The following is a 22,911-nucleotide window of genomic DNA, read 5'->3' as shown; positions in this document are numbered from 1 at the left end:
ATCAGGGAACTTCTAAATATGAAAAACGTGGTGTAGCTGCATTTGTACCGGAGTGGAACGCAGAAAACTGTATCCAGTGTAACAAGTGTGCTTACGTTTGTCCTCACGCTTCTATCCGTCCGTTCGTACTTGATGCTGAAGAACAGAAGGGTGCAAACTTCGAAATGCTGAAAACTGTAGGTAAAGCATTCGAAGGTACAACTTTCCGTATTCAGGTAGACGTTCTCGACTGTCTGGGTTGCGGTAACTGTGCTGACATCTGTCCGGGTAATCCGAAGAAGGGTGGCAAGGCATTGACCATGAAACACCTCGAAAGTCAATTGGCTCAGGCTGATAACTGGACTTACTGCATTGACAACGTGAAGAGCAAACAACACCTGGTTGACATCAAAGCTAACGTTAAGAACTCTCAGTTCGCAACTCCGTTGTTTGAGTTCTCCGGCGCTTGCTCAGGTTGTGGTGAAACTCCGTACGTAAAACTGATCACTCAGTTGTTCGGTGACCGCGAAATGGTTGCTAACGCTACCGGATGTTCTTCGATCTACTCAGGTTCAGTACCTTCAACTCCTTATACTACAAACGAAAAGGGTCACGGTCCGGCATGGGCTAACTCTCTGTTCGAGGACTTCTGTGAATTTGGTCTGGGTATGGAACTGGCTAACGAAAAGATGCGTGACCGTATCGTGAAACTATTCAACCAGATTCTTGCAGGTGAAAATGCTCCGGCTGAAGCAAAAGAAGTATTGAAAGCATGGATCGAAAACATGTACGATGCAGACAAGACTAAAGAACTTGCTCCACAAATCGAAGCAATCATCGAACAAGGTATTGCTGCAGGTTGCCCGATTTGCAAAGAACTGAAAGGTCTGACTCACTTCCTCGTTAAACGCAGCCAGTGGATCATCGGTGGTGACGGTGCTTCTTACGATATCGGCTACGGTGGTCTTGACCATGTTATCGCTTCCGGTAAGGACGTTAACATCTTGGTACTCGATACTGAAGTTTACTCAAATACAGGTGGTCAGTCTTCTAAGGCTACTCCGGTAGGTGCTATCGCTAAGTTTGCCGCTTCTGGTAAACGTGTTCGTAAAAAAGACCTTGGTCTGATGGCTACTACTTACGGTTATGTTTATGTTGCACAGATCGCTATGGGCGCTGACCAAGCTCAGACTCTGAAAGCTATCCGCGAAGCTGAAGCATATCCAGGTCCTTCACTCATTATCGCTTACGCTCCATGTATCAACCACGGTTTGAAAGCTGGTATGGGTAAGAGTCAGGAAGAAGAAGAAAAAGCTGTTAAATGCGGTTACTGGCACCTGTGGCGTTACAACCCAGCTTTGGAAGCTGAAGGTAAAAATCCGTTCTCACTGGACAGCAAAGAACCGAACTGGGATGAGTTCAAGGGCTTCTTGAAAGGTGAAGTTCGTTATGCATCTGTTATGAAGCAATATCCTGCAGAAGCAGAAGAACTGTTCCAAGCAGCTGAGGACAATGCTAAATGGCGTTACAACAACTACAAGCGTTTGGCTAACCAAGCTTGGGGTGTTGCCGAATAAGTAATTCAACTTATCAGATAAAAGAAAGGCGGGAATCCGAAAGGATTTCCGCCTTTTTGTCTGTTTACTGTTCTTTTGGAATCCAGCTATCCACCAATTCCCGGTGTTCATCTATCCATTTACGGGCAGCCTCCTTTTCTGTTTTCTCCGTATCTTCCATAGCCATCATCAAAGAATTGATCTGTTCATCTGTCAGACGAATATTCTTGAAAAACTGAGTAGCAAACGGATCTTTCTCCGGAAAACCTTTCCAGGTAATGATATGAATATTCTCTGCACTACCATAAATATTCTCGGGATCTTGCAATATCTTCAGTTTGAAACGATCGAACATCCAATGCGGTGTCCAGCCAGTGACAACTATCCATTCATTTCTGTCAATTGCTTTCTTCAATGAAGCAGTCATGGCAGGGCCACTTGAAGTCATCAGCTTATAATCCAGATTATAATCTTCAATAACATCTTCTGTAGCCTGCATAATACCTGCCCCTGCGTCGATACCAATAATCTTCGAACCAAAACGCAGCTTTTGAGAATTCAATTCATCAATTGAATTGATAGTTACATACTCCGGTACAACCAGTCCGATACGGGCTTCATCATATATATTACCTATTATTTCCAGTTTATCACCATATTGCTCTATGTAATCACTCATTGTTACCGGTAACCAAACATCCATAAAAACATCCGCTTTCTTTCTGGAAAGTGAAGTAAATATAGGAGCAAGATCGGCATTTAGTAATTTCACATCATATCCCTGCTCCTGAAGAATGGCTTTTGCCAGATGCGTCATTGCAATACCTTCCGCCCAATTGGCGTAGGCTATACTTATCTTTTTATCAGAACCTCCTCCTGTGCACGAGCTGAAAAGGAATACAGCAAGTAAGGTTGCTGCAATAATTTTTATCTTAGTATTCATATCCTCTATTATTTCTTTTTGTTTTGTGCCATCCCCTGCGTGATACGGTCCAGAACGATAGCAAGTATAACCACAGCTATACCTCCTTCAAATCCCAGGCCTATTTTCATTTGAGTAATCCCTTTCAAGACAATCTCTCCTAGTCCACCGGCAGAGATCATCGCAGCAATAACAACCATTGAAAGAGACATCATAATAGTCTGGTTTACACCGGTCAATATGGTAGGTAGCGCTAATGGTAATTGCACTTTATAAAGTAATTGCCAGGGAGTAGCCCCAAACGAGCGTGTAGCTTCCACTACATTTTTAGGAACCTGACGTATCCCCAATCCTGTAAGACGAACCACCGGAGGCATCGCAAAAATGATAGTTGCAAAGGCGCCCGGCACTGTCCCCAACCCGAAGAACAATACTGCCGGAATCAGATAAACAAAAGCCGGCATCGTCTGCATAAAATCGAGGATAGGCCGCATTATCCTATTACATCGATCACTGTTGGCGGTCCAAATACCCAACGGTACCCCCAATAACAGAGCAAGACAGGTGGAAGAAAGTACCAGTGCAAGTGTCTGCATCGTCTCTTCCCAGAATCCCATACCGTAAATCAACAATAATCCCAACAATGTAAATACAGCCACTCCTTTACCAGCCTTAAACCAGGCAAGCACGGCAAGCGCCACAATAGTAATATAAAACGGTATCCCGAATAATACATGCTGAAAACTGTCAATGAATCCTCCAATGCCCATGCTTAGTGCATCAAAGAAAGAAGCAAAATGTTCTGTAAGCCAGTTTATGGCCATCTCTATATATTTTCCGATATTTATCATAAGTCTATTGCATTTTGAATAATTTCATTAATTTCTTTTTTATCCTTTCCAGTCACCTCAATGATAAGAGACGACAGTGGAACCACTCCCTCGAACTCCCTGTCCTCATTTACCACCCAAATAGGTGAATTAGTTTTCGTCATTAACGGCAGAATATCTTCAAGAACCGTATCCCCCAATACAGAATGCACTTCATGGCGTACCACAGAATCAATCGACTTCACTTGTTCCTTTCTCAGCCTTAACAAGTCGTTCAATCGAACCTCTCCTACCAATACGTTACCAGTATCCACTACCGGAAGCACCGTCAGGTTACGTTCACGCATCTTACGAATCAATACCTCCGGACCTTCTTTTTTCAAACGCGCTACCAGCGGTTTATCAATCATCACCGAAGCTGCTGTAATAATCTTACTACGGTCCACGTTTTCTACAAAACGTTCTACATAAGCATTGGCAGGCTCTGTCAGTATCTCTTCCGAAGTACCGATCTGTACTATTTCTCCATCTTTCATAATAGCAATACGGTCTCCCAGCTTAATAGCTTCACTCAAGTCGTGAGTAATAAATACAATTGTCTTTTTCATTTTAGCCTGTAAAGCCAATAGTTCATCCTGCATCTGTACGCGAATCAAAGGATCAAGAGCAGAGAAAGCTTCATCCATCAGTAGTACTTCCGGGTTATTAGCCAATGCACGTGCCAGTCCTACACGTTGCTGCATACCACCGGATAATTCACCAACCATTTGATTTTCATACCCTTTTAGCCCTACCAGTTGCATACTCTCCATCGCTTTTCGCTCTCTTTCTTCCTTTTTTACGCCCTGTAGTTCCAGTCCGAAAGCAATATTATGCAGTACTGTACGATGGGGCAACAAACCAAAATTCTGGAAAACCATAGCCAGTTCCTTTCGCCGTATCTGCAACAATTCCTTGTCGGATACCTTAGCGATATCGGTTCCATTGATTACCACTTCGCCCGAAGTTGGTTTTATCAACCGGTTGATACAACGCAACAGAGTAGATTTACCACTCCCTGACAATCCCATAATAACAAATATTTCTCCTTCGTCAATCGAGAGGTTTGCCTCTTTCACAGCCACCGTACATCCGGTTGCTTTTAGTATCTCGCTTTTGCTTCTCCCCTCTTTCAATAATCGAAGTGCCTTCTGCTTCTCATTTCCAAAAATAAGGTACAAATCTTTGATGTTTATTTTGTTCATATACAATAATATTAAGATAATTAATAATAGCCATAGAAATCCTTCTTTATGTCTCATAAAGTTCCGATTAAACAACAGGCTTTCGCCTCCCGATATAGAGGTTAATAAATACACATTTTGAGCAGTAAAATATACTGGTGAGAGTTCTGTATGAATGATAGTTTAAACGAAATATCACGTAGTGTGTATTGAACTCACGGTACAAATAGAACAATGCCTCTTTAGCTTTTGTTCAGACACTCTTACTTCATCAGAAAAGAAAAGTTACACAAACGAGCAATCTTTTTTTGCAACATAACCATCAAATAAGCACCAATAGCCCCTGAATATATCCAAACAGGCATCATTCTCCCAAATAGGGTTTTATACTTTACATATAAATGCCTAACTTCGTGTCACATTTTAATTATAAAAACAAACATTATTATGAAAAAACTATTACTTGGGATGTTTACTGTACTTGCCTTGAATGTGCAAGGACAGAGTTTAACCGATACACCGGTAGTGATGAAAGAAAGAAGTGAAATCGCACATTTTTTTGTCGACAAACCATTTCTGTATACCATCACAGAAAGTAACAAAGATTACATTGTTGACATCTATAATGATGAATTACAGAAATCCAGAAATTTCACTGTAAAGAATGCCGTTTTTAATCGTGAAGATAACATGGCTTATGGCATTGTCAATTTAGACATGGATAATTTAACCGGATATGATGCCTATAGTGGTTCTTTATTGAGCCAGTATCTATTCAATGACGATGACAAAATAGAATATGTATTTTGTACTTTCGAAAAGCAGACGACAGGTGAGCGATATGAATATATACTTCAAAAAGCAGAAGTTATCAATGAAGACGGAGAAATATTAGGCACTCTCCCTGTAGAAGCTGTCGAGTTCTATGCAGGATATGATATGTTAGAGATATCGGTTGAATTAACCCAAATTGGCGACAACTATTACATAGTGAATGACGAAGAACTCAATGGGCCTGTTGATCCCGGAGAACCAGCTTACAACACCTCCTATTGGAAACTCAATAAAAGCAAAGGAGGATCGGGTGTAAGCTTCACCAAAACCGCCAGCTTTAAAAGTTATCCTAATCCGGTACGCCAAAACGAAACTTTTACTATCGAAGTAGGAGAAGAAAATGTAGTTTCCGGCAATTTTATTGAATTATGTGATCAGAGCGGTCGCATGTTTTATCGCCAGGCTATCACAAACAGTGAAGTTAAAGTACCAACACGCCGTATGAAAGGGATGTATATCTATAATATAGTATCTGAAGGTAAGGCTATCAGTACAGGCAAAGTGATAGTACAATAAGTTCTATCAATCTCATTTACACATCAATTTTCTACAACAATTATTTAAACAAACAGAACAAATGAAGAAACTATTATTTGGCATATTTACTGCAATAGCTTTAAATGTGCAAGGGCAAAGTTTTGGAGAACCCCAAGTATTCGAAAAGGCCTGTTACTTTATTCACAATTTCGTAAATGAAGATTACTTCTTTTCCATATTAGATAATGAAAACAAAACAGACCGCACAATCAGTATTTACAATGACGAAATACACAATGTGAAAAATATCATAGTAAAAGATGTAGAACATGATTACAATCAGTCTTTTGATATTGGAGCAACCGTATATTCACTAATTGAATACCAAATGGTAAATGCAGAACATGATGGTGGAGAAGGGAGCCCTGCCACTCAAACACTTTTCAATAATGATGAAAAATGGGAATATATTCGGGGTACCTATGTCTATACAGTTGAAAATAGTGAGTCTTACGAACGAAAAGAATGGAAACTGACCAAAGCTGAGATCCTCGATGAAAATGGAAAGGTCTTAACAGAAATTCCAACAGATGCAATTACTGATTATCCCGGTTCCGGCCAACCTTACTCATACTTAAATGTTGTAAAAATGGGAGATAACCATTATATACTCAGCGAGAAACGTGCCCACAATAGCAGTGACCTAACACTTACTACTTTCTATAAAATAATAAAAGGCAATAGCTCAGGCATTAAATTCACCAAAATGGCTGAATTTAAAGGATATCCTAATCCGGTACGCCAGAACGAAACATTTACTATCGAAGTGGGAGAAGAGAATGTAGCTTCCGGTAATTTCATTGAATTATGTGATCAGAGCGGTCACATGGTTTATCGCCAGGCTATCATAAGCAGTGAAGTAAAAGTACCGACACACCGTCTGAAAGGGATGTATATCTATAATGTAGTATCCGGGGGGAAGGCTATCAGTACAGGCAAAGTGATTGTACAATAAATATAAATCCACTCTCCTACTTTGAGAAGAAGAGATACCAAAGAGGGGAGAAGTAGTAGATAAAAGAGGAGATTACCTATTTAAATAATAGAAATTCTTTTAACTATAACTTCCTCCCCTTCTCTATTATTTTAGTTCTGAATATTAAGGTTTATGAAGACATAAAGAGCGTTTTAATGCCCTATTCATCGTAGAAAATCATCTTTTTATACTATAGAATATGACATTAATCATTCCCCACGCCCCTTTATAATAAAAAAAATAAGACGCTGAATAGAGGAAACAGCAAAACAACAAACAATTTATATTATGAAAAAAAGCCTACTACTATTGTGCTATTTACTATTGACAGTCAAAGGATGGACGTATGATTTTGAAAAAGATGGAATCTATTATAATTTACTCTCACCCGGTGTAGAAGTAACTTATGGAAGCCCCAATTTTAATTCATATTCGGGTGAAGTCACAATCCCACAAACAGTAGTACGTGGCGATATATACTACTCTGTTAACTCTATTAGTGATAACGCTTTCAGAGATTGTACCCAATTAATTTCTATTTCTATTGGGTCGAATGTATCATCTATAGGAAATCATGCCTTTTCCGGTTGCAAAGCTTTAAAGTATTTCAGTGTATCTTCTGGTAACAGCCAGTATTCCTCAAAGGAGGGTGTTCTGTTTGCATTTAACGAAACATGGCTATACGCCTATCCTCCCAACGCAAAATCGACTTCATATGTTATTCCTGATGGAGTGGAGACTATTAGTAGTTATGCCTTTGAAGGATGCACCTACTTAACTTCCATTACAACCCCTAATAGTTTAGAAAGAATAGATCAAATATATTTCGCAGGCTGTTTAGGGTTAAAAGAATTTATAATCTCAGATGATAATCCTTTATTCTCTACTATGGATGGCGTCTTGTTCAATAAAGATAAAACAGAGTTAGTGGCTTATCCCAATGCAAAATCAAAGACTTATTCTATCCCAAATAGCGTGACAAATATCAAATATAATACTTTTTATGGCTGTGATAACCTAACTTCGGTGACAATTCCTAATAGTGTGGTTAGTATAGGCAAATATGCATTTTATGGTTGCAACGGTTTACTCTCTATTGAAATACCAAGTAGTGTAACTACTATCGATCCTCAATCTTTTAAATATTGCACTCATTTGAAAGAATTCATTGTTTCAGATAATAATAAATCATTTTCTACCCTCGATGGTCTCTTATGTAATAAAGAGAAAACAAAACTATTGGCTTATCTCAATGCTAAATCATCAGTTTATACTGTTCCTGATCAGATCATCAGCATAGGGAATTATGCCTTCTCCGACTGTACCGAGTTAACATCTATCACTATCCCCAATAACGTTATTGAAATAGGAAATTCTATTTTTTCAGGTTGTCGCAATTTGCAGAAACTCTCTTTACCATTTATTGGTTCTTCTCCTAATCTACGGCATCATCTCGGCTCTCTGTTTGAATCAAAAAATAGCTACAAAACAATAAACCCTGAACAAGGTTATATCATTGTCACATACGGGCGTGATGGATCTTGGATTTACAGTTATTATATTCCGTCGTCGCTAACGGAAATAAATGTGACGAAACAATCGGATTTTTCTTGTCGTTATGGTGGATATAATTATTGGTATTATGGCGTTTTTAATGGTTGTTCAAATCTAAAAGTTGCAAATCTTCCTATGGCCACCTCTATTGGAGATAATACATTTTTTGGTTGTACAAACCTTAAAAATATAAGTTTACCCATAGCTACATCAATTGATAAGAATGCGTTTTCCAATTGTACTAATCTTAAAAGTGTAGATTTGCCTGTAGCTACTTCCATTGGTGAAGAATCTTTCTATGGCTGTACTAATCTCAAAAATGTCAATCTTTCGCTGGTCGATTTTATAGGAAAGTATGCTTTTCAAAATTGCTCTAACCTTGAAGTTCTAAGCCTTCCCGTAGCTACTTCTACAGAGTCAGGTTTTTTAAATAACTGTGATAAATTACAAATACTACTTTTGCCGAAAGTAAAAAGTATGGAAACCTGGAGCTTTCCAAAATCTCTTATTTCTTTAAATATAGGTAGTCTTGAAGGCTTAAGTAGCGAGATGCTTTCTAATTTAAGTAAACTGGAAGAACTCACTATCCCTTTTGTTGGTACAGGAGTAAAAGAAACCGCTACAGGGGTACAAGGATTATTTGGCGATCTTTTTAGTGCCGACTCTAATTCCGGAATGAAAGCTGTTACTCAATATTATCAGGATAGCAAATCTAAAACGTATTATTTACCTGTCAATTTAAAGAAAGTAACAGTTACAGAAGAATGTGAAGAGCTTCAATATGGTGCTTTCTATGGTTGCTCTACCATTAAAGAAATCACACTTCCTTATACCTTATACATGGTTGGTGAAAAAGCACTTTACGGTTGTGCTGGTTTAACTGATATCTATTGCAAGGGAGCTGCTCCCGCTGCTGCCTACGACAATAGTTTTACCGGAATCAGAGTCACCACTTGTAAACTCCACATCCCCTATAACACTACAGACCTCTATAAGGCAAGTGATGGCTGGAAGAAATTTTTCTATATGCAGGAAGAAGCACCCCTGACTGTTAATGTGACTAAAAATATATTGAATGCAGGTATTATTTTAGGAATCACTGAATACCAGCAAGGAGCCATGGTAAACTTGTCAGCACGAGCAAACTCCGGCTATCGTTTCAAATGTTGGATGGATAACGGAGAAATAGTTAGCGAAGAAGATAATTACTCCTTTACTATCAATGAAAACAAAAATTTATTAGCCGTATTTATACCTGTACAAAATGAAAATTCACTGATCATCAACACAGAAAGTAATGCAGTTAATTTTACATGGGAAACAATAGATGATACGAATGAATACATATTAAAAATATATTCGGACATAGATATGAAGAAAGAGATCGCTTCTTATCAATTTGATGCAGAAGGCGAATTAGTCACTCGTACAGCCTCCGAACTTTCTTTCCGTGTGACGGATTTAAAACCGGAAGTTACCTATTATTATAGCTTAATTGCAAATGATAAATCTAATAAAACCCTATCCGAACAAATAGGGACATTTTCTACAACGCCTACAGGTATTGAAGACATATCAACTTCCAGCAATATTTGCATAAGAGTAGAAGGCTCTTCTCTTTGGATAGAAAATGCACAAGAAAAAATGATCTCCATATATAACTTACAGGGCGTATGCCAAACAGTTATTCATAAAGCAAAAGATATGGAAATGATACAGATAGATCATTCGGGTATTTATTTGATAAAAGTGGATAAGCTTTTGCAGAAAGTCATTATTAAATAATCTATTTAAGAAGGGAGAGACATTTTAAAAGGGTTTCTCCCTTTTCTTTTTTAAATCATAGAACTATCTTTGCTGAGTAAAATAAAAAAAGGAGAATAAGCAATATGTACGAATGGGCTAAAGAAATGAATTGTGCTGTCACAGTATGTGACACCAAAGGAGTTATCCTTTTTATGAATGATAAAGCATGTAAAACATTTGCCAAACACGGTGATCTGATTGGCAAGAATCTTTTCGATTGCCACAATCTACAATCACAGGAGAAGATACGTGAGATGCTGGCAACAGGTGGCAGTAATGCCTACACGATAGAGAAAAATGGCATCAAGAAAATGATCTATCAAACACCCTGGTTTAACGAAGGGCTAGTAGGTGGTCTGGTAGAAATATCAATGGAACTTCCGGAAGAGATGCCGCATCACATACGAAAATAAAATCATCACGAAAAGATTACTTTCACTTACATAACCATACAGGAATAAATAAATTTACGATTAGACGATTGACGATGTACGATTGGGATTACTCTATCTCTAATAGCGCTGAAACAGGCTTTTAAAAGAGCAACTTCAATCGTACATCGTCAATCGTCTAATCGTAAATTTATTCATATTCGTACAATCATGAACTAACTTCTTGATACCTGTAACCCTTTGTCAGACAAAGTCATTTCTACAAATCGTGCACAAGGGTTAGGCGCATATTCTGTGAGTATCCGACGAATCTGAACGGCCGCCTGCGAATCTTTGGCAACCATATACAGATATCCGCCACCACCGGCTCCCGGCAACTTATGCCCTAAAGTATAATCTTCAATCAAACGGATAATCTTCTCCACTTCCGGTGGATTTGTACCGGCATCAAGTGCTTTATTCTGTATCCAGCTCTTTCCTACCAATCGACCGTAATTTGCGAAGTTACCACGTAAAATAGCCTCATTCATATCCAAAGCATGTATTTTCATCTCTGACAACAAAGCAAGATGATTCCCGGAATTAAGGAACATAGAACGAACAATCTCTCCTAAAATTCCTTTTGCCGTACGGGTTATACCAGTATAATAAAGCAAATGACAATCCCGATATTCAGGATTCGTAAATAACTGATCGGGTAACCAACGTACTAACGGAGTCTGATCAAATCCGGATTCCGTTTGCAACAACTTAACTCCGGAGAAAACGCCACCATATTGATCCTGCCAGCCTCCTCCCGTGGTAAGCAACTGCTCCAATACCAATGTACAACGACAAATCTCATTCTTATCCCATGCCAAACCACAGAAATCATTGATTGCTCCCAACACAGTAGAAGCAAGAATAGAACTTGTTCCCAGTCCGGAACCTGCCGGTATAGCTGCAAGCAATGTAACTTCAATACCGGCACCAAAAGCTTCTAACTGTTCCCTCAAAGAATCATATTGCACCTCCGAGAACTGAGGAACAAAGCCAGCTAGCGCCAATGCAGCTTTAGGTATAGAGAAAGGAGAACCTATTTTTCGGTAATCCTGCAACTCTTCGTACGTATTCACCACTTCCATCGCTCCCATATCTATGGAACGAAGTACAACATGAGGTTCTTTACAAGTTTTGACGTATACCTGCAAAGGAGGTTGCCCGTTCAGTTCAATAGCCAGATTCACCACATTTCCCCCCGAATAAAGCGAATAAGGAGGAGTATCTGTCCAGCCACCGGCCACGTCGATACGTACAGGACTACGTCCCCATACAATCTGATCGGAATAAACATTCAGCTTCGGATTACATTTCTGCTTGCAAACCTGCCCTAGTAAGCCATTTCGCAAAAGATTGAATGCCTCTTTCTCTTCTTCCTTGCTGCCCGGATCATTTTTCAACTCCATCACGCGCGCCCTCAACATCCGGTTATGCATTTGCAATAACTGTGCAGTATCATCCGGCAGTGCCTGGGGCACTTCAAGTCCGAGATTTACAAATTCATGGGCAGCATCTTCCAAATCGAGCTGATAGAATACACTCTTCTCATAATTGTCTGACAAACCCTTCCAGTTTTCTCGACGAAAAGCAGTACGTTGAGCATACAACCGTTGCAGATTGGCACGGGCAGAAATTTCATCAGCAGAGAACTTCATACAGTTCAGCCACAACACACGTCCTTCTGCCAGATTAGGTTCCGTTGTCATCCAACGCAACAATAAGCCAAGTTCATCAACCGACTCCGTCATTGGAAAGATGGAAGCTGCTTGTAAATCATCCGTACACCCCTGAATGTCATTCCAAGTAATGCCACGCTGTTCCATCCATTCAACAAAAGGAATACCAGTAAACAGAGTACCGGGTGAATCCAATGCGCCCTTAAACACGTCATCCAGTCCATATGGGCGTGCCACGAATCCGGCTTCTCCCATAGGAACTACATCCAAACAAATACCATCGGGCACCGTTATCTCCCAATCATTCTCCGGTACTCCGGTAATAATCTGACGAGATCCCAGTTTCCAGCCTTTCCCCACATAACTATTCTCAATCCATAAGTTGGCATTTTGAGAAGAGAAAGAGACACTGGTAGAAGCGTTTTGTACAAAGATGGCGGGATTGGGTTTTACCTTACGATGCATGATTAATCGCTGATCACGCACTTTATCCTGTACAGCCAATGTAGAAGAGATTAACTCACGGCTCGTGCCATAGTGGTAAAACTCTCCCCCGGGTAAAGGCAGTATAGCGACAGAAAGACTATTCAGTTCGGCATCTTCTATTTTGGGATGACTACCTAATGCAAGTCCATAATCTGAATAAAGATCATAATAGGTAATCTCTCCCGAATTAGTATCAAGAGAACGCTTCATCAGCAATTCCACAGCACGGTCGCTAAGCAACCATATCCCAATATCCATCAAAAACAGATGTGTTTTTGCCAGTCCTTCCAGTTCTGCAAGAGAGGGCTTTTGCAGCATAAAGTCGAGAATATCCGGTGTCTTACGATCAGAGACAAACACTCCGTGATGCGTAGCTAATGAGGGATTGACCCAAAGCCCATAACATACCACATCAGCCTGAGGAATCTCCTGTAACGGTTTCTCCGAACGGATATAAACATCTCCACTGGCTATCAGTGTATGTATATTTTCCGGAGCCATACTCATAATTCTCTCATAAAGCGGCAATTGCAAAGAGAGTAGATGCTGCCCTAACTTCTGTCCACGCTCCCAACTGAAAACAGGGATCGGCGTAAGAATTTTCCCGGAAGGGGCATATCCCGGAAGTCTCCGGCTCTGCCCTCCGGCGTGTAGTAAAATTCGTTTCTCAGTTCCCAACCAGTTTGAAAAAGACTCTTTAGAAGCATAATTCTCATGACATGCCTGCAACAACCAAGTTGTTCCACCACCCGAACCTAACTTTGCTCCAACAGGATCGGAAGTACAAAACCATTCTGAGGCATCTACTTCTTCCAGTTCATGAAAGCAGTGCACCAGATTCGGAGGAAGAGATAATAATTTCTTCATGATATATCTGATATTTTATTTGTATGTATTAACGTATTTCATCGTATTTCCATAGGCACCGGGCCATATCTACATTGCCACTCTTTTTGAAGCAGACACCTTCGAGTTGCAACAAGGTCCGTTGCTCTTCCCACCCGGGAACAAGCCTACCCTGCGCATTGACTACCCGGTGACAAGGAAGATTCAAGTCAGACGGTACCTGCTTCAAACTACGTCCCACCATGCGTGAACATTGTGGTTTTCCCAGCAAAGCGGCTATCTCTCCATAAGAGATTACTTTCCCGGCAGGAATATCCTGTACCACTGCATACACCTCCCGGCAGAAGGTATCGGACATGGTTTCTTTACCAACCTTATAATCTTTCATTCCGTTTCTTTATCTTTTACGTTTCAAAAACTCCGTCGGACTCTCCCCAAACTGTTCCTTATAACACTTTGTAAAATAAGAAGGAGAAGTAAATCCCACTTCATAAGCAATCTCCGCCACCGTCAGTTCTGAAGAAGCCAACAAGGAAGCCGCCCGCTTCAGACGTGCCATACGCAGCAATTCATTAGGAGCATAATTGGTCAACGATTTTATTTTACGATAGAGCTGTACACGGCTTAGTCCCATATCTTTTCCTAAGTCTTCTACATTCAACGCGGAATCACTCATCTTCTCTTCAATAATCGTCTTGAACTTTTCAACAAAGTCTTTATCCATATCACAGATATCCTCCTTTGCCAATGTCTGCCGATCACCAAAAAATTGCTTCAACCGTTGGTGCGAATCTATCAGATTACGGATACGTGCCAGCAGCAACTGTGAACTAAAAGGTTTGGAAATGTATGAATCTGCCCCACCGTCATAGCCCTGTATACGCTGTTCGTCCAGCGAACAGGCAGTCAGTAATATCACAGGAATGTGACACGTCTGCAGCTCGCTCTTCAACCGGCGGCAGCACTCGATACCATCCATACCCGGCATCATAACATCCGAGATAATCAAGTCAGGTACATACTTCATTGCCTTCCGGATACCTTCGGAACCATTGGCAGCCTCAATCACAGAATATTCTGCCTTAAGCAGTCCATGGACGTACGAACGTATATCCGCATTATCATCAATAATCAGCACAGACATCCGCGATGAATCATAGCCCGACTCCTGTTCCTCTTCATCTTCTGAAAACTCAACAGGCAATTCCTGGCCGGACACTTCCAAAGACAATGTATCGGCAACTGGCGTACAACTACATACCGGTAGTTCTACCGTAAAGATCGTCCCCTGACGTTCGTCACTTTCTACCTGTATCGTACCACCATGCATCTCTACAAAAGCTTTGACCAATGCAAGCCCGATACCCGACCCTGCATGATGCATATCTATCTTATAGAAACGGTCGAAAATGCTACAGATATGTTCTGCCGAGATAAGGCTGCCGGTATTGGCTACTGTAAAACGAAAGAAGTTCTGCCCTTCTTTTTCCTGTGCGGAAAGACGAACCGTAACCTTTCCATTTTCCGGCGTAAACTTAAACGCATTGGAAAGAAGATTAAAGTAAATCCGCTCTAATTTCTCTACATCGGCAAGTGTATGATAATCTGTATCAGGCATACTATCAAAAGAGAAGCGAATGTGCTTCTTACGTGCCGCTGCAAGGAAAGATTCGTTCCAGTTTTCAAAACACTGCAACATATCTATCGCGACAGGAGTATACTCCATTTTGCCATTCTCGTACTTACGGAAGTCCAGAATCTGATTGACCAGACGCAACAAAATATTCACATTGCGCTGAACAAGCAACAACAACCGATGCTGATCACCGGAAAGGTCTTTGTCTGCAAGTAATTGCTCTACCGGGTCGGCAACCAATGTCAACGGAGTACGGAAATCGTGAGAGATATTTGTGAAAAACACCAGTTTGGCATGAGTAGCTTCTTCCAGCTGATGCGAAAGCTGTATCAACTGATCACGTTGTTCGGAGAGAGTATCCCGCTGCTCTTCAAGCTGCTTCTTTTGTTTGGACAGTTCAATATTCAACCTGTTTTTGACACGAAGCGCTTTATAAGCCACCAGCAACAATCCGGCTACTAGCAGTAATACAAGCAAACTACCATAAAGCACCACTTGCTGATTGGCATAGCGGGAGAGATAACCACTGATACGTCCGTTCAGCGTTTCAATCTTTTTATCCAACTCAGCGATATGAGCAGTCTGGAGCTTCATTACCGGAGCGTTAACCGGATCTACAATGGCAGTCTCCATCGTGGTTTCACGTGCAAAAGGCTTCTTTTCGAGAATGTTCATTGCCATTTCCAGTACCTTATCTCCATTGGTAGGATAAATAAAGGTTGCATCCAACACACTGTCCAACACCAACTCTACTCCATTCCCTTTGCCCGGCAAGGCATCAATACCCACAAAAACAATATCTTTAGCCCGCCCCAGCTTTTCAGCCGCTTCAAAAGCTCCCGGTGCGATGCGGTCATTATGGGAGTATACGGCATCTATCTTCGGATAAATCCGCAATAAAGAATCCATAATGATCCGTCCCGGTTCACGTTCCCATGCAGCATCAGCCCTGGCCAGCAGATGGATATCCGGATAACGACTAATGGCACTCATAAATCCCTGGTGCCTCTCCATAGCCGGAGTTGAACCGCTCAGGCCGGTAAGCTCTACTATGTTTCCTTTACCACCCAGTTTGGCAGCAAGGTATTTTCCTACTTCGCGCCCTATCTCATAATTATCTGCTCCCATAAAAGCAGTATATTTGTCAGAAAGAATCTTTCTGTCCACCACAATCACGGGAATACCTTTATCAAAAGCCTCTTCCACTATTGGTGTAATCGGTGCTGCCTCATTGGGCGTAACAATCAGCAGATCCACCTTCTTATCAATAAAATACTGAATATCTTCCTGTTGCCTCCGGTTATCGTCATGTGCCGAACGTATCTCTACAGACACCCCTTCATAAAACATAGCTTCGCGCAATATTTCATCATTCATCTTATGCCGCCAGCTGTCATCACTACACTGAGACATACCGATTACATAGCGCGGAGTATCCCTCTTGCAGGAGGTCAAGACAAGTATAAAAAGTACGACTGAAACAATATATCTCATAATTTATTCTGTTCTTCTTTCTGTGACTTGTATATTACGTATCTCATTATTTGCATTCACTACCGGAAAATACATCAACTCCACTTTCGCCGGATTAAGTGAATAGGTCCCTGTATAACGCGGGAGCAACGAAATGCGGAAAAGATGTTTTCCTACTGGTAACTTCTCACAAAAGATAACGGTTTTTTCTTTAAAATATTCGCGATGTACCTCCGAAATATTACTATTTATTTTAGAATTATAGCTACAGGATGCAGGAATCGGTACTTCCAGCATCACATATTCTGCTCCAGCTTGCTTTACATTGAGAGTAACCACCAGTGTAGCAGGTTCTCCTGCTTTCAACCGGTCACCACCCTCAAAAACAGACTGTACTTCAAATGCATCACTGCCATTAGCTTCCGTCACCCGCTTTACGATAGATGAACTAAGTATTAGAGGTATCCCCTCTTTACGGGTCAGCACCAGAGACTCGCCGGCAGCTAAACGGATGGTATAAGGAAACTCTGTTATTTGCCGATTTTCCTTTCCTGTGAGTTCTACAATTGCCGGAACACCTTGTTGAGATTGCCCATCCAGCAAATCATCCAACACAGTTGCCACTGCCAAAGAAGCCTGGTAAGTATTCCAACCCGTATTTCGCGTACGAAGAATATGCCATTGCATTGCTTCTTTTAAGTGACTCAAAGAAGGTTCACTCTTGATTATCCGATAAGCGATCAGCGTATTTTCCAATCCGGTGTAATCACAGTAGGATAATCTTCGGTCGTCCGTACAATATACTCCACCCAGCGCATCTTCTTTCAGGTACCTGCGAATACTGTCGGCCACACTAACCTGCGATTGTAACATCTCCCAAAGCAACAGTTTTTCTTTGAGACAGGATTGAGGTAAATACGATTTATCAGCTTCTTTTAAGGTATTTTCTTTTGCCTCACATTGCTCTACCAATGGATTCAGCAAGCGGAATATTGCCGCATAATCCTGTTCCGCCCCCCAATACCACAAAGCATGCAACAGGTATACATCCTCTAATCGTTTCCCTCTGAAAGGCTGTGCCAATTCATAACGTACTCTCAATTTATCTAAGTTAATCCGAACCTCATAACCATCTTCCATAGCCATCTTCAAGGCTTTCAGAATATGTCCCGACATCCATAAAGAAGATTCTGTCGTACGTCCCCACCATCCCCAAAGCTGTTCGTCATTCTGATTATTGACCAGACGGCGAATAATCTTTATTATCTCCTTCTCACCCGTAAACTTTTCAGCTTTATAATAAGCTATCTTTTTTTGTCCCAACAGCCCTATCAGTTTAGAAGCCAATTGTTCATTACACCAATAACGATATCTCCCTAAATAATTAACAGCATCCTGATAACTATCTAACTGGCTTCCGCTAAGTTCCACCCTGACTTCCTCCCCCGGCCCGGCTTTCACCTTCACCGTTTCATCCTTTTGCAAAACACAAAGAGATCCTTTTGACAACTCAGTCCCCTGTGCAACTACAGGAATCATATGCTCTTCTCCATCTCTGTAACCATCGTCACGAGTAAAAATATAACCGACCTTCATACTATCCGACGTGGTAACCTGCACAGGCAATCCTATGCTATAAGTTCCTTTTAATCTTACCTCCTGTCTCATCAACGTGTCGGCCTCAACACAAAAAACGGTACTCCCTTTTACCTCTTCCTCTTTCGTATAATTACGTATTGTCCCAGTAAAATTAGTTGTATCGCCCACAGTCAGGAAACGCGGTGTTTTCAATTCCGCCATCAGCGGTTTGTAGGATTGTATCGACTGACGGTAAGTACCGGAATTCAGTTTACGATTCATAGCATAAACCACTGCATCCCATTTTGTTATATTATCAGGAAAAGTCACATTAAACTGCGCTTTGCCTTCTTTATCCGTATACAACTTCGGTTCCCAAAAACCTACATCAGAGAAATTACGACGAAGCCCGTTCAGTTGCATCAATTCATCATACAGCTTATGTTCAGCCTCTTCAGAAGTTTTCGCCTCTTCATCCGGAAGTTCTTCTTCGGGAGGGATAGCATCAGCACCACTTCTCGTAGTTGTAGTTAAAAGACCACTCACAGAACCAGCGAGAGCAGACCGGACTCTGGTTCCATACCCCGTTACTACTACTTCATCAAGCGCCAAATTATCCTCCTTCATCATAACAATCAACTCCGTATTAGGCCTTACTTCCACTTCCTTTGTTTGCATTCCGATAAAACTGAATTCCAGCGTACTATTACCTCCACGTTCGCACATCAACTCAAAATATCCGTCAATATCTGTAACAGCACCATTTCTGGTTCCCTTCTCTACGACCGAAACGCCAGTCAACGGTTCGTCATCTCCTTCAATATATACATAACCAGACACTTTATCTCTGCCTGCCCAACGCGTTTTCGTCAGCCTTAATTCACGATAAGCCGGTTTCAAAGAGAACGTACCAAGGTGTCTTTGCAATGCCAACCACTGTGAAGAGAGAGAATCCCGCTCGTGCCATACCGACATTTCCATATTGATATCCACATGATGACAAGGACGCAATTCAATACTATCCCGTTTCAGATATTTCCCGTTATTATAAAGAACAATAATATTATATACACCTGTAGGGATCTCAAGATTCCTGTTCCCATTTTTAACAATCATATCCGGATAAGAAACTTTCCGGGTAATCCGATCTTCAAATAATAAACCTGCCACTCCGGTAGAGTCTTTTTCTACGGGTAACCGAAGATTTAGCGCTTTATCCGATTGGGCAATGCAGATGTTTTGCGGATGCCAGGCATTTCTCTGCCTGCATTTCTCTACAAACTGCCGAAATACTTCCGGTGTGAAATAAAAATCATTCAGGTTGGTTATTACATCAGTAGATGAAAAACTAAGATATTCAGGACAAAGCTCTTCTGAATATTTATAAACCACATTGCCTTCAAATTCATAAGCAAAACCACCCTCGTGCCGATACTCTACCCCATTGGCATACTTCCAATATCCCGGCTCTACCGGACCAACCAATACACTTTTCATACGCGGAAGTGCGTAATTGAGATAAACCGGACACATCTTGCCAGATTCTCCCTCCAGACAAGTATATTCTACTCCATCCGGTACGGGAAGACGACAGAGATAAGACTGGTACCGTTCTTCCTCTTTACGGGAAAAAACAGTTCGCCCCTGCCTGTCCCGGATTGTTTTCAGCCAGACTGTTTTTGCTTCCTCCGGAACCTGCTCCATATCCAGGCTCAGGATGGTCTTCTTTCCTTTCTCAAATGAGATAGAATCCAACACAATAGCCCTGTCACACAAGCGTAAAGTCACTTTTTGTTTAGAAGATTCGGACGGTATCCGGAAAGAGTATCCTTGCGGTTGTTTAGTCCACGAAAAGTAACAAGGCTTATCATTCAATTCTATCACATAAATAGTTACGGACTTCCCTCCCATCATCACGTAAGGTGCAAACTGAGTACTGCCATCGGGTGTATCCATCACATGTCTGAACAATTGCCCGGAAGGATATATGAACCGATAATAAGGCAAGCGATCAAGATGCGCCAATCTATTCCAATGTTCAAAATCCAATGAGGCAGAATGCAAATAGTTTTTCTGCTTCATCGAGTAACTCGCCCGTTGCTCACGTGCCTGTGGTTCGGCTCCATAATAAGGCAAATCAGGTATATCATATCCCAACTGAGAGTTTACAGAAAAAGCGGTAAGATCTACATTCGGAACAGGCTCGCCATATCTATCGCGTACGTGTAATGTAGCATCTACTCTCTGTCCCGGATAAATTCGCTTCGGCAGATTCGTTTCCACAGACAGGCTGTTGGGGTAAACACGATACACACGTTTCAGTGATCTCTCTTCATTTCCCATGAAATAGAACACTTCAATGTAATAAACCGCTCGAGTATCAATGTCACCAATATGTAAGTCCAGCTCCTTTCCCGCCCCCTTTTGCAAAAGCTGATTACCTTGATAGACATACCACGACACATCCAAATTCAAAGGATTCGTCAGGCAAGCTTTCAATGAGTCGCTATCTATCTCCCCTTTCAAATCCAACTGACTATTCATATCTGCTACTGCAATACGTGATTCGTAGTTAAAAGCCGGCACTCTTAAAAGATAACCCGTAGCAGCCTGGCTAAATTTCTGCTCATAAGGTAGATGAATCTTCCGGATCTTTTTATCATTCCCACATATTAACTCAGCTTTTACACTTCTCTCCACTCCCTTGTCTAAAAATGCAAAACGTAAAGAGTCCCCCCGGGTATGATACTGCAATTCGTAGTGTGAATGATAAAAAGTGGCACGGCATCGTTGTTCTCTCCGCTCATTGTCCGGCGTCAGTAAAAGTACATTCACCTCGTATGCGCAATCTGACGGACCAAATATATCGGCAGGAATCTCAAGATGCGTTTTCCCTGCTGCATCCAGACTGATACGGCGAAACATCAAGGTATCCGGCAATGACAGTACACTTATGTAAGAATGCAGTATTGTGCGAAGCCGAACGGTGATCTCCACCTCCATTTCTTGCAAAGGCAATCCATTGGCATCTGTCGCAACAACCTCCAACTTATTTACCTGCGAAGCGTACTGCACATCCGAATGAAGCTTAGCTTCCAATTTACTTCCTGTCAATTCATAGTCTTCATAACGAAAATTGGTAGTAGCCGCTACCCGTCCCCGTTTATCACGTAACTGGATAGAGTATAGACGGTCGAGTTCCAGCTTCAATGAATCGTCCAACTGGAATTCTCCGGCAAAACCTCCCGGATGATAGGGAAGCAAAGTTAATATTTTTTTAAACTGATATCCCTTTGTCCGCATCCACAAAGAAAGCTCCTGCTTCAATGGGTGTCTGTTGCCGGACAAGGCATATGATTTGAAACGAACCGTTTCACCCGGTTTGTATTTATTTTTATCTGTTATCATATAGCTATAAAAGCTGGGACGACTCTCCTCCCGATTCCAATAATCTGAATACCAGGAAGGAACGAGATGTTTTTTCAGGTCGAAAACAGCCCGAAACTTATCCAACTCAACAGTAAGAATATGATCTTCTTCTTCCGACCAGTCTTCATAACTATATGTTTGGCTGGAGTTATCATACGAGAGACGGTTATAATCCAGACGTACTTTGGCATCATTACGGATATCACCTTCGGCATCTACCACCTGCAAAGTAAGTGCGCCATATTCTTTGAAAAGAAATACCTGAAAAGGAATAACAGGATGATAGCTGTAATTAATTTTATTTCTCTCAATATTGGCAAAAATAAAATGTCCCTCAGCCGGTTGTTCTTCCCATTTCTCCGAGAAAGAAGTAAAAGGAGTAGTAAGCACTCTCTCCCAGTCCTTAGGGCGGAAACGTCCTTTAAGAAGTTTCAATACTTCCTTATCGCTGAGCTTGAAAACAAAAGTTTCATCCGGAGCATCTTTCCAGACCAGAGGTTGTGCAAGAGTAGACAGGGAGACGAGTAGTAATCCCAATACACAGAAGTTTTTTATCATACTTCGGGAGACATTCATAGCATTCCTTTTCGTCATTTATGAAGGCATTACAGTGTTCAAAGATACAAAGTTTCTTTTAAATTATTGATAAGGAAAAGGCAAAGAACAAGAAAGTAAGTTCTAATAAGTGATTGTTCTATGATCGAAATACACAGTACATACCTACTTGCAATTTGACAAAGTGACATTCCTGATCCTCTGGAATCCTCTAATTCAGGGAAGGTTTCTCACAAGTGATAAAAATCTTCGGCATTTCCAGTTTTGACAATTCTCATTGTACGGTTTTCGAAAAATTACATAACAAAAACATCTTATTCTTTTGATATTCGTTACACAATTCAACTTTATAAATCTCTTTAACTATACTTTTAACAATTAATATTGGGGTGAATTTAGTCGTCAGTTAGCATCCGAAAACGTCTTTTAAGGCGGTTTTATTTTTTCTCGTAGAGTCTCGAGTCGTTTCTCTACGAGGTTCAAGTTGTTCCTCGTATACTCTATTAAAACCAAATGTTTCCGCAGAATATTGCTTTAATAAATGTTAACTACGAAAGATATGTCCTTTCTTCACTATGTTTTCT

General features: G+C 41.0%; 12 protein-coding genes. 5 read left to right on the top strand and 7 right to left on the bottom strand.

The genetic code is table 11. The features are described 5' to 3' along the window. On the top strand, positions 1-1,556 hold a 1,556-nt coding region (locus QX565_RS18950), incomplete at its 5' end, for a 4Fe-4S double cluster binding domain-containing protein (RefSeq protein ID WP_289293964.1). A gap of 64 nt (positions 1,557-1,620) precedes the next feature. On the opposite strand, the gene QX565_RS18945 is transcribed toward QX565_RS18950, so the two are convergent. From QX565_RS18945 to QX565_RS18935, 3 genes are read right to left on the bottom strand one after another with little or no spacing between them, the layout of a single operon-like run. Next, positions 1,621-2,478 carry a glycine betaine ABC transporter substrate-binding protein gene (locus tag QX565_RS18945; protein WP_221649870.1) on the bottom strand — a complete coding sequence of 286 codons (858 nt, stop codon included), beginning with the start codon at positions 2,476-2,478 and terminating at the stop codon, positions 1,621-1,623. An 8-nt stretch (positions 2,479-2,486) separates the two neighbouring features. After that, positions 2,487-3,308 (bottom strand): ABC transporter permease, encoded by an 822-nt coding sequence (locus tag QX565_RS18940; protein ID WP_289293961.1) that lies wholly within the window; start codon positions 3,306-3,308, stop codon positions 2,487-2,489. After that, entirely contained in the window at positions 3,305-4,531 is a 1,227-nt protein-coding gene (locus tag QX565_RS18935) for a quaternary amine ABC transporter ATP-binding protein (protein ID WP_221649872.1), read from the bottom strand. Before QX565_RS18935 ends, QX565_RS18940 begins: the two co-directional genes overlap by 4 nt. A gap of 426 nt (positions 4,532-4,957) precedes the next feature. Between QX565_RS18935 and QX565_RS18930 the strand changes: the two genes are divergently transcribed. The 4 genes from QX565_RS18930 to QX565_RS18915 all read left to right on the top strand — a co-directional run bounded on the left by QX565_RS18930 (position 4,958) and on the right by QX565_RS18915 (position 10,630). Continuing rightward, entirely contained in the window at positions 4,958-5,860 is a 903-nt protein-coding gene (locus tag QX565_RS18930) for a T9SS type A sorting domain-containing protein (protein WP_289293960.1), read from the top strand. Between the two features lie 61 nt (positions 5,861-5,921). After that, positions 5,922-6,836 (top strand): T9SS type A sorting domain-containing protein, encoded by a 915-nt coding sequence (locus QX565_RS18925; RefSeq protein WP_221649874.1) that lies wholly within the window; start codon positions 5,922-5,924, stop codon positions 6,834-6,836. A gap of 309 nt (positions 6,837-7,145) precedes the next feature. Then, complete coding sequence (locus tag QX565_RS18920) at positions 7,146-10,196, top strand: leucine-rich repeat protein (protein ID WP_289293959.1); 3,051 nt, start codon at positions 7,146-7,148, stop codon at positions 10,194-10,196. 104 nt (positions 10,197-10,300) lie between these two features. Beyond that, on the top strand, positions 10,301-10,630 hold the full coding sequence (locus tag QX565_RS18915) for a PAS domain-containing protein (RefSeq protein WP_289293957.1): 330 nt from the start codon (positions 10,301-10,303) through the stop codon (positions 10,628-10,630). Positions 10,631-10,824: 194 nt separating this feature from the next. Here QX565_RS18915 and QX565_RS18910 read toward each other — a convergent pair whose 3' ends face one another. Genes QX565_RS18910 through QX565_RS18895 form a run of 4 tightly spaced genes read right to left on the bottom strand, consistent with a single transcriptional unit; the run spans position 10,825 to position 22,366 of the window. Further along, entirely contained in the window at positions 10,825-13,677 is a 2,853-nt protein-coding gene (locus tag QX565_RS18910; protein ID WP_289293956.1) for a bifunctional fucokinase/fucose-1-phosphate guanylyltransferase, read from the bottom strand. Positions 13,678-13,705: 28 nt separating this feature from the next. Continuing rightward, a complete protein-coding gene (locus QX565_RS18905) occupies positions 13,706-14,044 on the bottom strand; it encodes an MGMT family protein (RefSeq protein WP_195660587.1) in 339 nt (112 codons plus the stop codon). A 9-nt stretch (positions 14,045-14,053) separates the two neighbouring features. Then, a complete protein-coding gene (locus QX565_RS18900) occupies positions 14,054-16,786 on the bottom strand; it encodes a hybrid sensor histidine kinase/response regulator transcription factor (RefSeq protein ID WP_221649878.1) in 2,733 nt (910 codons plus the stop codon). A gap of 3 nt (positions 16,787-16,789) precedes the next feature. Continuing rightward, positions 16,790-22,366, bottom strand: a complete 5,577-nt coding sequence (locus QX565_RS18895; protein WP_289293953.1) for a carboxypeptidase-like regulatory domain-containing protein — start codon at positions 22,364-22,366, stop codon at positions 16,790-16,792. Positions 22,367-22,911: the final 545 nt, after the last annotated feature.

It is taken from the genome of Bacteroides sp. 41_26 (assembly GCF_949740115.1).
Lineage (GTDB): Bacteria > Bacteroidota > Bacteroidia > Bacteroidales > Bacteroidaceae > Bacteroides > Bacteroides nordii.
Note: the sequence above shows the minus strand (reverse complement) of the source record. Positions and strands in the feature narration are given on the sequence as shown.